Here is a 12,470-nt window from a genome sequence, read left to right as displayed (position 1 = left end):
CCGGCTTCTTCTGCGGGTTCTTTGCACCATCCCCTTTGCGCGCCGCAGTGGTCGGCGCGTTTCACTTCATGCGTCTGACCAAGCTCAAACTCGCCGGATTCAAATCTTTCGTCGACCCCACCACCATCGCCCTGCCGGGGCAGCTGGTCGGCGTCGTTGGGCCCAATGGTTGCGGCAAGTCGAATGTCATGGATGCGGTGCGTTGGGTGCTTGGCGAATCGAAGGCCTCTGAACTGCGCGGCGAGTCGATGCAGGACGTGATTTTCAACGGTTCGGGCGACCGCAAGCCGGTGTCGCGCGCCTCGGTCGAGATGATCTTCGACAACTCGCTCGGCCGCGTTGGCGGGCAGTGGTCGCAGTATGCCGAGTTGTCGGTCAAGCGCGTGCTGACGCGCGCCGGGCAGTCCGAGTATTACATCAACAATCTGCACGTGCGGCGCAAGGACGTCACCGACCTGTTCCTCGGCACCGGCCTTGGCCCGCGTGCCTACGCCATCATCGGTCAGGGCATGATCTCGCGCATCATCGAGGCGCGTCCGGACGAATTGCGCGTTTTCCTCGAAGAGGCGGCGGGCGTCACCAAGTACAAGGAGCGCCGGCGCGAGACGGAGAACCGCATCGCCGATACGCGCGACAACCTCCTGCGTGTCGAGGATATCCGTCAGGAACTCGGCGGCCAGATGGAGCGACTAGAAGCGCAGGCGGCGGTGGCGCGGCAGTACCGCCAGCTGAGCGATGATCTGGTACGCCGGCAACAGCTGCTCTGGTTGCTGCGCCGCAACGAAGCGCAGAGCGAGCGCGAGCGCATGGGGGGCGAGTTGTCGCGTGCCGCCGCTGATCTTGACGCGCGTGTGGCGGCCCTGCGGCAGATCGAAGCGACGCTCGAATCCTCGCGCGACGCCGTCTTCGCGGCGGGCGATACCTTGCAGCGGGCACAGGCGACTCTCTTCGAGAGCAATGCCGACGTCGCGCGGCTGGAAGCCGAAATCCGCCACCGCCGCGAATCGGCGCGCGAGTTTGAAAACCGTCTGGCGCAGCTGACCGACGACCGCGAACACTGGCAGGCGCAAGCGGCCAAGCTGACTGCCGACGCCGCCCGCTGGCGCGAACTCGGGGCGCTCGCCGTGGCGCGCGTCGAAGAAGAAACCCTGCGTGTCGAAGCGATGTGCGAACGCCTGCCGCAGGCGGAAGCGACGCAGGCCGCTGCGCGCGAAGCCGTCGGCCGCGAGCGGGCGGCGGTCTCGGCCCTCGAGCAACGCGTACAGGTCGAGCAGACGAATCTCGCCCATGCGCAGCGCGCCCTGTTGATGTTGGCGTCGCGCCGTGACCGTCTGGTGCAGGAGCGCGCCGCCTTGCCGGCGCCGGATGCCGGCGAATACGAACTGCATCAGGCGCAGTTGGCCGATCTGGGCGAACGCGTCGCCGAGGCGCAAGAGACCGTTCTTGGCTTGCAGCAGGAATTGCCGCAGCTTGAACAGCAGCGCCGGAACGCGCTGGCGGCAGTACAACTGGCGCAAAAGGAGCGCGCCGAGACAAGCGCCCGGCGGGCGGCCCTCGAACAGTTGCAACAGCGCGTCGCCGGCGCCGGCGACCGGCTGGGCTGGTTACGGCGCTATCACCTGGAGGGGCGTCGCCCGCTCTGGCAGTTGCTCAGTGTTGACGCGGGCTGGGAGCAGGCGGTCGAAGCGGTGCTGCGCGAGCGTCTCTCCGCCATCGCCGTCGAGGCGGCCGATCCGGCGTGGGTCAAGGATCGGCCTCCGGCCCGTCTGACCGTGCTCCTGCCGGCGGCGGCGCCGGCCAAGGCTGCGGCCGCCGCGGCCGGGAGCCTGTTGGCGCGCATCGCGTGCAGCGACGCGGCGTTGTCCGACGTCCTTGCCGACTGGCTGGCTGACATCGGTACCGCTGAGACGCTCGCAGGCGCGCTGGCGCAGCGGCATACGCTGTCCGCCAAGGCGTGCATCGTCACGCCGAGTGGCGATGTCGTCAGTCGTTCGTCCGTCGTCTTTTTCGCGCCGGACGCCGGCGAGCATGGTTTGCTCGAACGGCAACGCGAAATCGAGGAACTGGCGGCGCTCATCGAGACGCGGCAAGCAGCGGTCGAAGCCGCGCAAGCGGCGCTGGCAGAGTCTGAATCGCGCCTCGCCGACGCGCAGCAGGCCGTGCAGGACGCCCGCCAGCGACAAGGCGAATTGCAGGATCAGGCGCACGCCCTGCAAGTGCTGTCGCTCAAGCTCGCACAAGCCATCGAGCGCCACCGCGAACGGCAGGCACAGATCGACGCCGGCCTGGCCGATATGGCGGCGGAAGAAGACGCCGAGCAGGAACGTCGTTTCATCGCCGAAGAGACGCTCGACGAGCAGCGCGCCCAGCTCGACGACGCGCAGATGCGCCTGGAAGAGTCGCGCATCGCCTTTGAAAGCGCCGAGCGCGCCTGGCGCGATGCGCGCGATCAGGTGACGGCCGTCGAGCGTGAGTTGCGCGAAGCGCAATACCGCGAGAAAGAGTGCCGTAACAAGCAGGACGAAATCGCCGGGCAACAGGATCTCGCGCAGACGCAACTCGAACGCGTCGAAGAAGAACTCGCCCGCTGCGCCGAAAGCGCGCAGGCGCAGCACGCCGATGACCTCGAACCCGCCCTGCAGCAAGCCTTGAGCACCCGCGTGGCCGCCGAACACGCGCTGGCGGCGGCGCGCGATGCACAGGAGGCGGCGACGGCGCAGCAGCGCCAGCTGGAAGAATCGCGTCTGGGGACCGAGCGCAGCCTCGACCCTTTGCGCGAGCGCATCGGCGAGTTGCGTCTGAAAGAACAGGCGGCGGCGCTGGCGGCCGAACAGTTCGCGGCACAACTGACCGAGGCGGCGGCCGACGAAAGCTCGCTTTTGCCCGAACTCGCCGGCGCGCGGGCCGGCGCCTTGCAGTCGGCCATCGGCAATCTGCAAAAGGCGATCGACGCCCTCGGCGCCGTCAATCTGGCCGCCCTCGACGAACTGGAATCGGCGCGTGAGCGCAAGGGTTTTCTCGACGCGCAGGCGGAAGACCTGACGCAGGCGCTGACGACGCTGGAAAACGCCATCCGCCGCATCGACCGCGAGACGCGCGAATTGCTGCAAAGTACTTTCGATAACGTCAACCGCAGCTTCGGGGAGCTTTTCCCCCGCCTTTTCGGTGGCGGCGAGGCGCGCCTGATCATGACCGGCGACGAAATTCTCGATGCCGGCGTGCAAGTGATGGCGCAGCCGCCGGGCAAGAAAAATTCGACGATCCACCTGCTGTCGGGGGGGGAAAAGGCGCTCACCGCCATCTCGCTGGTGTTTGCCATCTTCCGCCTCAATCCAGCGCCGTTCTGCCTGCTTGACGAGGTAGATGCCCCGCTCGACGATACCAATACCGAACGCTTCTGCAATCTCGTCCGCGAAATGTCGGCGCAGACGCAGTTTCTTTTCATCAGCCACAACAAGATCGCCATGGAACTGGCACAGCAGCTCGTTGGCGTCACCATGCAGGAATCCGGCGTCTCACGCATCGTCGACGTCGATATCGAGGAAGCCCTGCGGATGCGCGAACAGCTTGCCTAGGAGTCGCGATGAACGAACTTCAAATCGGAATGATCGGGCTGGGCGCCGCCGTCGTTGGCGGTGTCCTGACCTTCAACAAATGGCAGGAACGCAAGCAACGGCAACTCGCTGAGCGCGTGCTCGATAACGCGCATACGGATGTCTTGCTCGACAGCGCATCGGCATCCACACCGGCCCCCGTCGCCACTGATGATGAGGATATTCCGGCAGACTACGCGACCAGTCCTGCGGCCGAGTTGGCGCCCGCCGCCGGCGCCGCGCATGAGCCGCATTTTTCGGCGATTGACGAGGAGGCGCTCGTCGTTCCCGAGCCGATCCTGGCTGATCCTGCGCCCGCGCCGCAGATGGCGGATGCGGTGGCCGGGCTGGCTCCCTTCGTGGCGACCGATGGGCGGATCGAACCGCACTTGGGCGCGCTTGATCCTTTGCCGGGTGTGCTGACGGATGCGCCAGAGGCTGCGGCCGCCAGCGCTGATTCGCACGCGGCGGCGTCTATTGAAGCGCCGGTGGCGGTGACTCCCGTGACGCCGGCACCCGCCAGCGTCGAGGTACCTCCTGCGACGGTGGCTGAGCGCGCGCCGGCGTCGATTCCCGTGCCACCGGCGGCACCGAATTCGCCGGTGGCGCCGCTCGCGCCATCGGCTGCCGAGTTACCGCGTGAGTCCTTGCGTGAGACAGCTGCGCGTGAAAGCGCTCGTGAAGCAGCGCGCGAGGGCTCGCGCGAAGGGGCGACGGCGCCGCGCGATACGCCGCCGCCGGTCCTGTTTTCGCCCTTGATCGACTACGTTGCCCTGATCGAAGCCGCCGATCCCTCGCCGGCGGCGCCGCTGCTGCGGATGGCGCGCGAGGCGCTGGCGCGGGTGCGTAAGCCCATTCGCTGGCTGGGTTGTAACGAACAAACGGGCGAGTGGGACATCCTGCGCCACAGCTCGCCCGACGAAACGCGTGAACGCGCGGGGTATCGCCGCTTGCATATCGGTTTGCAGCTGGTGGATCGGCGTGGTCCGGTGAGTGACGCCGAGCTGGCGATCTTTCAGCGCGCCATTCAGGACATCGCCGATGAACTGCTGGCGGTGGCCGAGCTGCCGCCGGCGCAGCCGGCGCTGACGACGGCGGCAGGTCTCGACGCCTTCTGTGCCGACGTCGACATTCAGGTGGGGCTGAATGTCGTCAGCCAGGGCGCTCCCTTTGCTGGCTCCAAATTGCGCGCGCTCGCCGAGGCGGCGGGGATGGCGCTCGACGGCGCGGGCCGTTTCGTCCGACGCGACGACGACGGCAATGCGCTGTTTTCGCTCTCTAATCAGGAAGCCAGCCCGTTCGTCGTCGACAGCATCAAGACGCTGAGCACGCATGGCGTGACCTTCCTGCTCGATGTGCCGCGTGTCGCCAACGGCGACCGCGTTTTCGCGCAGATGGTCGAACAGGCGCGGCGTTTCGCCGCCACGCTGCACGGCGCGCTCGTCGATGACAATCGGCGCCCGCTGGCTGACGGCGCGCTCGAACCGATCCGGCGGACCATCGCCCAGAGCCAGGCGGCAATGTCGGCACGCGGCATCCCGGCCGGCAGCCCGCTGGCGCAGCGTCTCTTCGCGTAGCCGGATGTCGACCTCAGCCACCGACACCGAAAAGGCCGCCGTCAGCACGCAGGAGCGCGCCCGCGCCTTGCGCGCCGAGTTGCAGCGGCACAATCGGGCGTACTACGAGGATGACGCGCCGCTCATCAGCGACGCCGAGTACGACGCCCTGTTCCGCGAATTGCAGGCACTCGAAGACGCCGAGCCGGCGCTGCGCACGCCGGATTCGCCGACGCAGCGAGTGGGTGGAGCGCCGCTGCCGGAATTCCAGCCGGTGCGGCACGCCATGCCCATGCTGTCGATCCGCACCGAAACCGACTTCGGCGAGGGCGGCGCGCTTGCCTTCGACGCGCGCGTGCGCCGCGAACTGAAGCTCGCCGACGACGCACCGCCGCTCGACTACTGCGCCGAACTCAAGTTCGACGGTCTGGCGATGAATCTGCGCTACGAGGATGGCGTGCTGGTACAGGCCGCGACGCGCGGCGATGGCCTGACCGGCGAAGACGTCACGCAGAACGTGCGCACCATCCGGGCACTTCCCCTGCGCCTTGAGGGCGAAGCGCCTGCCGTGCTCGAAGTGCGCGGCGAGGTGTACATGCGCTACGACGACTTTGCGCGCTACAACGCCGCTGCCGCCGCGCGCGGCGAGAAAACGCTGGTCAATCCGCGCAACGGTGCCGCCGGCAGCATTCGTCAGCTTGATCCGAAAATCGCCGCCAGCCGGCCGCTCTCCTTCTTCGCCTACGGCATCGGCGAGACGCAGGGGTGGCGCGTGCCGGCGACGCACGCGGGCATTCTCGACGCACTCGCCGCCTTCGGTATTCCCGTCTGCCGCGAACGCACGATTGCCAAAGGTGCCAACGAACTCGCCGCCTTTCACCAGCAGATCGGCAGCGGGCGGGCCGAGCTGCCGTTTGCCATCGACGGCGTGGTGTACAAGGTCAATTCGCTCGCGCTGCAGGAGCAGCTGGGCTTCGTGACGCGCGAGCCGCGTTGGGCGGTGGCGCACAAATTCCCGGCCGAAGAGGCGACGACCGAGGTGCTGGCCATCGAGGTGCAGGTCGGGCGCACGGGTGCGCTGACGCCGGTGGCGCGTCTCGCCCCTGTCTTCGTCGGTGGCGTGACGGTATCCAACGTGACCTTGCACAACGCCGAAGACATGGCGCGCAAAGGCGGTATTTGCGTCGGCGATACGGTGATCGTGCGGCGCGCTGGCGACGTCATCCCGGAAGTGGTGGGTGTCATCGCCGAGCGGCGGCCTGCCGACGCACAGGCTTTCGCGATGCCCGCCACCTGCCCGGTATGCAATGCCCACGTGGTGCGCGAGCCGGGCGAGGCGGTGACTCGCTGCTCAGGTGGCTTCTCGTGTCGCGCCCAGCGGATTCAGGCCATCCTGCATTTCGCCGGGCGGCGCATGATGGATATCGAGGGGCTGGGCGAGCGCTATGTCGAGCGCCTGGTCGAATTCGACTACGTGCACGGTGTGGCCGATTTGTACCGCCTCACGCTCGACGATCTGCTGGACATGAAGCGGCGCGCTGACGAGCGCGACGGCACGGTTCCGGAGACGGTCAAGGCCGGACAGACGCCGACGCGTTGGGCCGAAAACCTGCTCGACGGCATCGCCGGCAGCCGCCGGCCGACGCTGGCGCGCCTGCTGTTCGCGCTCGGCATTCGGCATGTCGGTGAATCGACAGCGAAAACGCTGGCCGACTGGCTGGGTAGCGTCGAGCGCGTGCGCCGGGCGCCGGCGCCGCTGCTCGCCGTGTTGCCCGACATCGGCGCCACGGTGGCGGCGGCGATTGCCGACTTTTTCGCCGAGGAGCGCAACGTCGAAGCCGTAGACGCGCTGTTATGCGCGGAGATCGGCGTCGCGCCCGTCGACGAGCACCCGCCGCTGCCGGAACTCGCTGAGCGTCTGGCGTGGGCCGAGCTGTATGCCGTGCTCGGCGTGCCGCGTCTGACGCCGGTGCGCGCCCGGCAGATCGCCTGTGTCGTCGATGGCGCAACGCTTGTGCGGCAGGGGATCGATCGCCCGGCCTTGCTCGATGCGAAGATTCCGGCCGACGTCGTCGCGGCGCTCGCCGAATGGTTGGAGGCGGGCGCTAACCGCCGTCTGCTTGCCGCTCTGGCAACGCAGCGCGAGGCTCTGCTCGCCGATTTGCCGCCGGCATCGGCGCGACCGGCGGCCGCACCGCTCGCCGGCAAGACCTTCGTACTCACCGGCACGCTGCCGACCTTGGCGCGCGATGCGGCCAAGGAGTTGATCGAAGCGGCCGGGGGGCGCGTCAGCGGTTCGGTGTCGAAGAAGACGCATTATCTGGTCGCCGGCAGTGAGGCGGGGAGCAAGCTTGAGCGGGCGCGCGAGTTGGGTGTCCGCGTGCTCGATGAGGCGGCCTTGCTCGCCCTGCTCGCCGATCGGGCGCTGCCGGGCGAGGCGCCTGCGGACGCCGCCGCCCTTGCGGCCGCCGCAAAGAACAACGGCCCAGCGCAGGCAAGCCTGCCGCTGCCATTTGAGGGGGAAGAAGAATGAAGAAACTACGCAAAGCCGTCTTTCCGGTCGCCGGATTGGGCACCCGTTTTTTGCCGGCGACCAAGGCCAGTCCCAAGGAAATGCTGCCCATCGTCGATAAGCCCCTGATCCAGTACGCCGTCGAGGAAGCGGCAGCGGCGGGGATCACCGACATGATTTTCGTCACCGGACGCAGCAAGCGCGCCATCGAGGACCATTTCGACAAGGCCTACGAGCTGGAGAACGAGCTGGCCCTGAAGCACAAGGACGAAATGCTCGCCCGCGTGCGTAACCTGCTGCCGAAGGGCATCAATTGCATTTATCTGCGCCAGCCGGAAGCGCTCGGCCTGGGGCATGCCGTACTCTGCGCGCAGGCCGTGGTGGGCGACGAGCCGTTTGCCGTCATCCTCGCCGATGACTTGCTCGACGGCACACCGCCCGTCATGCAGCAGATGGCGGATGTCTTTGCCGAACGTCAATGCTCGGTGCTGGGCGTGCAGGATGTGCCGCGCAGCGAAACCAAGAGCTACGGCATCGTCCGCACCTGTGATGCGGCGGGGCGTATCGAGCGCATTACCGGCATCGTCGAAAAACCGGCGCCGGAGCTTGCGCCGTCGACGCTGGCGGTGGTCGGTCGCTACGTGCTGACGCCGCGCATTTTTCATCATCTCGCGCAGGCCAAGCCCGGTACGGGCGGTGAAATCCAGCTCACCGACGGCATCGCCGCGCTGCTCGCCGAAGAGGAGGCCCTGGCTTATCGCTACGCCGGCACCCGCTATGATTGCGGCTCGAAGCTCGGCTATCTGCAGGCGACGGTCGTCTTTGGCCGCCGCCACCCGGAAGTCGGCGCGGCATTTTCCGATTATCTCCACCACCTCGACTGAGTGCTCACCATGCCCCCTACCAAGACCCCGGAGGCGATTCTCGCCTCGGCTGAACTGATCCATTCAGCGGAAACCGTCGCCAAGGCCGTCACCCGCGTCGCCCACGAGATCACGGACAAGCTGGCGGACACGCATCCCTTGTTGCTCTGTGTAATGAGCGGCGGCGTACCTTTCGCCGGCCAGCTGATGACCCAGCTCAATTTTCCGCTCGATTTCGATTACCTGCATGTGACGCGTTACGGCCAGGATTTGTCCGGTGGCGCGCTGTCCTGGCGCGCGGCGCCGTGGACGTCGGTCAAGGGACGTACCGTGCTGATCGTCGACGACATCCTCGACGAAGGGCTGACGCTGGCGGCTGTGCGCGAGCGCATGCTGCAACTGGGCGCGACCGCCTGCTACACCGCCGTGGCGACGGATAAGGAAAACGGCAAGGCAAAGCCGATCACCGCCGATTTCGTGGCCTTGTCGGTTCCCGACCGTTTTGTCTTTGGCTACGGCATGGATGCCTACGGCCATTGGCGCAATTTGCCGGCGATCTACGCCATGAAGGAGGAGTGCTGAGATGCTGGCAATCATTGGTGGCAGCGGTTTGACGCAGCTGGCGAGTCTGGCGGGGACGCGGCGTGAAGTGGTGCGCACGCCCTATGGCGAGCCTTCCGGCCCGATCACGTTCGGCGAGTTCTGCGGCAAGCCGATCGCTTTTCTGGCGCGCCATGGCTATGGTCATACGATCCCGCCGCACGAAATCAACTACCGTGCCAATCTGTGGGCCTTGCGCGAATGTGGCGCGCACGGCGTCGTCGCCGTTGCCTCGGTCGGCAGTATCCGCGCCGATCTGGTGCCGGGCGGTATCGTCATTCCGCATCAGATCATCGATTACACCTGGGGTCGCAAGTCGACCCTCCACGAAGGCGCCGATTGCACGGTGACGCACATCGATTTCACCGAACCGTACGACGAAGCGCTGCGGGCGCGTCTCATCGCGGCGGCGGCGGCTGTCGGCGTCGCGGCCAGCGACCACGGCGTTTACGCCACGACGCAAGGCCCGCGTCTCGAGACGGCGGCCGAGATCAACCGCTTCGAAGGCGACGGTGCCGATCTCGTCGGCATGACCGGCATGCCGGAAGCAGCCTTGGCGCGCGAACTCGATCTACCCTACGCCGCGATCAACGTCGTGGCGAACTATGCGGCCGGCCGCGGCGATAGCTCGAAGGGCATCAGCTTCGAGGCGATTCAGGGTGTGCTGGAAGTATCGATGGGGCAGGTGCGGGCGATTCTCGAGCACCTCATCGCTAACGACGGCGCCTGAGTGTGGGCTGGCCGGCACGCGCCGGCCAGCTTCTTAAACGCGCAGTTGCTCGATCAGGGCGGTTTCGAGGCGGATACGGCCAGCGCTTTCGCCGAGCGAACCGCCGCTGACGAGGAAAGTGTCTTCGATGCGTTCGCCGAGCGTCGAAATCTTCGCCGTGTGCAGTTTGGCGCCATGTTCGGCGAGTGTGGTGGCGACGGTGTAGAGCAGCCCCGGTCGGTCGGCGGCGCCGATGAACAGGATGTAGCGCGCGCCTTTTTCGTCGGGTTTGATCGTCACCGTCGGCTCGAACGGGAAGTGTTTGACCTGCCGCGACAGGCGGCCGCCGGACGGCGCCTCCGGCGGCGTCTGCTTGACCAGGCGTGTCGCCAGTTCGTGTTCGATGTAGTTGATCATCTCGCGGTCTTCGCCACGGCCACTCAGGTCTTGCAGGACGAAGCTGTCGAGGGCGTAGCCGTGGCGCGTCGTGTGGATTTTGGCGTCGAGAATGGTGTAGCCAGCGCGGCCGAAAAAGGCGACGAGGCGGGTGAAGAGGTCCGGCTGATCCGTCGTGTAGACCATCACCTCCAGGCCGACTCCTTGTGCGCATAGCCTGGCCTTGACCACTGGCTGATCCTTGTCGGTGCGGTAGTGCAGGGCGCGTGTATGCCAGGCGATTTCATCCGCCGAGTGGCGCAGGAAGTAGACGGTGTCGAGCTGCTTCCACAGGCGTTCATGCACCGTCTCGGAGAGCGCGAAATAGCGCAACAGGCGGCGGGCTTCCTGCTGGCGTTCTTCGATGATGCCTTGCGTCGCGGGGATTTCGCCGCCGGTGGCGAGAAGTTTGCGCGTGGCGCTGAATAGCTCCTCCAGCAGCTGACCTTTCCAGGCATTCCAGACTTTCGGACTGGTGCCGCGAATGTCGGCGACGGTAAAGAGATAGAGCGCCGTCAGATGCCGCTCGTCGCCGACGATGGCGGCAAAGCGGGCGATGGTTTCAGGGTCCGAGGTGTCCTGCTTCTGCGCGACGTGCGACATGACGAGGTGTTGGCGGACGATCCACACCACCAGTTCGCTGTCGGCAGCGTTCATCTGGTGCTGCTCGCAGAATTCGCGGGCGTCGACTGCACCCAGCTCGGAGTGGTCGCCGCCGCGCCCCTTGCCGATGTCGTGGAAGAGCGCCGCGACATAGAGTAGCCAGGGGCGTTCGAAGTCGCTGATCAGCCGGCTGCACACCGGGTATTCGTGCGCGAACTCATGCATCGTGAAGCGGCGCAGGTTGCGCATCACTTGCATGATGTGCTGATCGACGGTGTAGACGTGGAAGAGGTCGTGCTGCATCTGACCAACGATGCGACCGAAATTCGGCAGATAACGACCGAGCACGCTCAGCTGGTTCATGCGCCGGAATTCGTGCACCAGGCCGCGCGGTTGCTGGAAGAGTTGCAGAAACAGTGCGTGGTTGCCCGGATCGCGCCGGAAGTCATCGTCGATGTCGGCGGCTGCGCGCCACAGGGCGCGCAAGGTGCGCGCGGTCATCCCCTGCAATTCGGCGTGCTGCTGCATGAGCAGGAAGCTTTCGAGAATGGCACTCGGCGTTTCCTGAAAGACGGATTCGCTGACGACATCGAGCAAGTCGCCGCTGGCGCGAAAACGCGCATTGATCGGCTTGGGCGTCAGGTGCGGCGTCGGCAGCAGCGCGGCGGCGAGGTTGAGCAGCAGGATCGCGTTGAGCTGGGTGACGTTTTTCGCCGTGCGGTAGTAATCCTTCATCAGCGCTTCACTGGCCTGACGCGTCGACGCGGCCTCGTAGCCCAGATGGCTGGCCAGCTGGCTCTGGTAGTCAAAGAGGACGCGGTCGTCTCGCCTCCCAAGATCGATGTGCAACTGCACGCGCAGCCGGCGCAGGAAGCCTTCGCAGCGCTCGAGGCGGCGTTCCTCGTTGGCGGTGATGAAACCGTGTTCTTTGAGATCGCGCCAGTGCGCGCCATAGCCGGCGGCTTGCGCGATCCAGAGGATCATCTGCAGGTCGCGCAGGCCGCCGGGGCTTTCCTTGCAGTTCGGTTCGAGGCTGTACGGCGTTTCCTGATAGCGCTGGTGGCGTTCTTCCTGTTCGAGGCGCTTGGCGCGGAAGAAGGCGATAACGTCGAGCCGCTCCTTGAGGCCGGCACGGAAGCGGCTGAAGAGCGCCTCGTCGCCGCAGATGCGCCGGGTCTCGATGAGTGCCGTTTGTACGGTGATGTCGCCGGCGGCTTCCGTCAGGCATTCGTCGATGGTGCGGACGCTGTGGCCGACTTCCAGCCCGATATCCCAGAAGAGACCGATCAGCCGTTCGAGCGATTGCTGGAGCGCCATGTCCGGCGGCGAGGGCAGGAGCAGCAGCAGATCGATGTCGGAGGCGGGATAGAGTTCGCCTCGCCCATAGCCGCCGACGGCAACGAGTGTCAGTTCCGGCGGGAAAGCAAGTTCGCGCCAGAGCTCGCTGAGTACGCGGTCGACCAGACGACAACGGCGCTGTAGCAGTCGACGGCTGTCGTGATCTTCGCGGTAGCGCGCGCAGATGGCTTCCTGCCCCTCGCGCAGTGTGGTCTTACAGGAATGAATCAGTGCGCTATCGGGCGAGGTGGCGGTCATGAT

7 protein-coding genes are annotated in these 12,470 nt (G+C 66.4%); 6 read left to right on the top strand and 1 reads right to left on the bottom strand.

The features are described 5' to 3' along the window. The first annotated feature begins 68 nt into the window (after positions 1-68). From smc to GHK24_RS01285, 6 genes are read left to right on the top strand one after another with little or no spacing between them, the layout of a single operon-like run. Positions 69-3,575 (top strand): chromosome segregation protein SMC, encoded by a 3,507-nt coding sequence (smc, locus tag GHK24_RS01310; protein ID WP_153467775.1) that lies wholly within the window; start codon positions 69-71, stop codon positions 3,573-3,575. Between the two features lie 8 nt (positions 3,576-3,583). After that, positions 3,584-5,170: a cell division protein ZipA C-terminal FtsZ-binding domain-containing protein gene (locus GHK24_RS01305; RefSeq protein WP_228384473.1), complete on the top strand. Its 1,587-nt coding sequence runs from the start codon at positions 3,584-3,586 to the stop codon at positions 5,168-5,170. Positions 5,171-5,174: 4 nt separating this feature from the next. Continuing rightward, positions 5,175-7,682 (top strand): NAD-dependent DNA ligase LigA, encoded by a 2,508-nt coding sequence (ligA, locus tag GHK24_RS01300; RefSeq protein ID WP_153467772.1) that lies wholly within the window; start codon positions 5,175-5,177, stop codon positions 7,680-7,682. After that, positions 7,679-8,545: a UTP--glucose-1-phosphate uridylyltransferase GalU gene (gene galU / locus GHK24_RS01295; protein ID WP_153467769.1), complete on the top strand. Its 867-nt coding sequence runs from the start codon at positions 7,679-7,681 to the stop codon at positions 8,543-8,545. The genes ligA and galU overlap by 4 nt, the downstream gene beginning before the upstream one ends. Before the next feature lie 9 nt (positions 8,546-8,554). Then, positions 8,555-9,106: a hypoxanthine-guanine phosphoribosyltransferase gene (locus GHK24_RS01290; RefSeq protein ID WP_153467766.1), complete on the top strand. Its 552-nt coding sequence runs from the start codon at positions 8,555-8,557 to the stop codon at positions 9,104-9,106. A gap of 1 nt (position 9,107) precedes the next feature. Next, positions 9,108-9,854: an S-methyl-5'-thioinosine phosphorylase gene (locus tag GHK24_RS01285; protein ID WP_153467763.1), complete on the top strand. Its 747-nt coding sequence runs from the start codon at positions 9,108-9,110 to the stop codon at positions 9,852-9,854. Positions 9,855-9,887: 33 nt separating this feature from the next. Here the strand turns inward: GHK24_RS01285 and GHK24_RS01280 are convergent, their stop codons facing one another. Next, a complete protein-coding gene (locus GHK24_RS01280) occupies positions 9,888-12,467 on the bottom strand; it encodes a [protein-PII] uridylyltransferase (protein ID WP_153467760.1) in 2,580 nt (859 codons plus the stop codon). Positions 12,468-12,470 lie beyond the last annotated feature (3 nt).

The sequence above is a fragment of the Rhodocyclus gracilis genome (genome assembly GCF_009617575.1).
GTDB lineage: Bacteria > Pseudomonadota > Gammaproteobacteria > Burkholderiales > Rhodocyclaceae > Rhodocyclus > Rhodocyclus gracilis.
Note: the sequence above shows the minus strand (reverse complement) of the source record. Positions and strands in the feature narration are given on the sequence as shown.

Bases quoted from the DNA above. Each gene is read 5' to 3' on its own strand.
- smc (WP_153467775.1), top strand. From the start codon at position 69: ATGCGTCTGACCAAGCTCAAACTCGCCGGATTCAAATCTTTCGTCGAC.
- GHK24_RS01305 (WP_228384473.1), top strand. From the start codon at position 3,584: ATGAACGAACTTCAAATCGGAATGATCGGGCTGGGCGCCGCCGTCGTT.
- ligA (WP_153467772.1), top strand. From the start codon at position 5,175: ATGTCGACCTCAGCCACCGACACCGAAAAGGCCGCCGTCAGCACGCAG.
- galU (WP_153467769.1), top strand. From the start codon at position 7,679: ATGAAGAAACTACGCAAAGCCGTCTTTCCGGTCGCCGGATTGGGCACC.
- GHK24_RS01290 (WP_153467766.1), top strand. From the start codon at position 8,555: ATGCCCCCTACCAAGACCCCGGAGGCGATTCTCGCCTCGGCTGAACTG.
- GHK24_RS01285 (WP_153467763.1), top strand. From the start codon at position 9,108: ATGCTGGCAATCATTGGTGGCAGCGGTTTGACGCAGCTGGCGAGTCTG.
- GHK24_RS01280 (WP_153467760.1), bottom strand. From the start codon at position 12,467: ATGACCGCCACCTCGCCCGATAGCGCACTGATTCATTCCTGTAAGACC.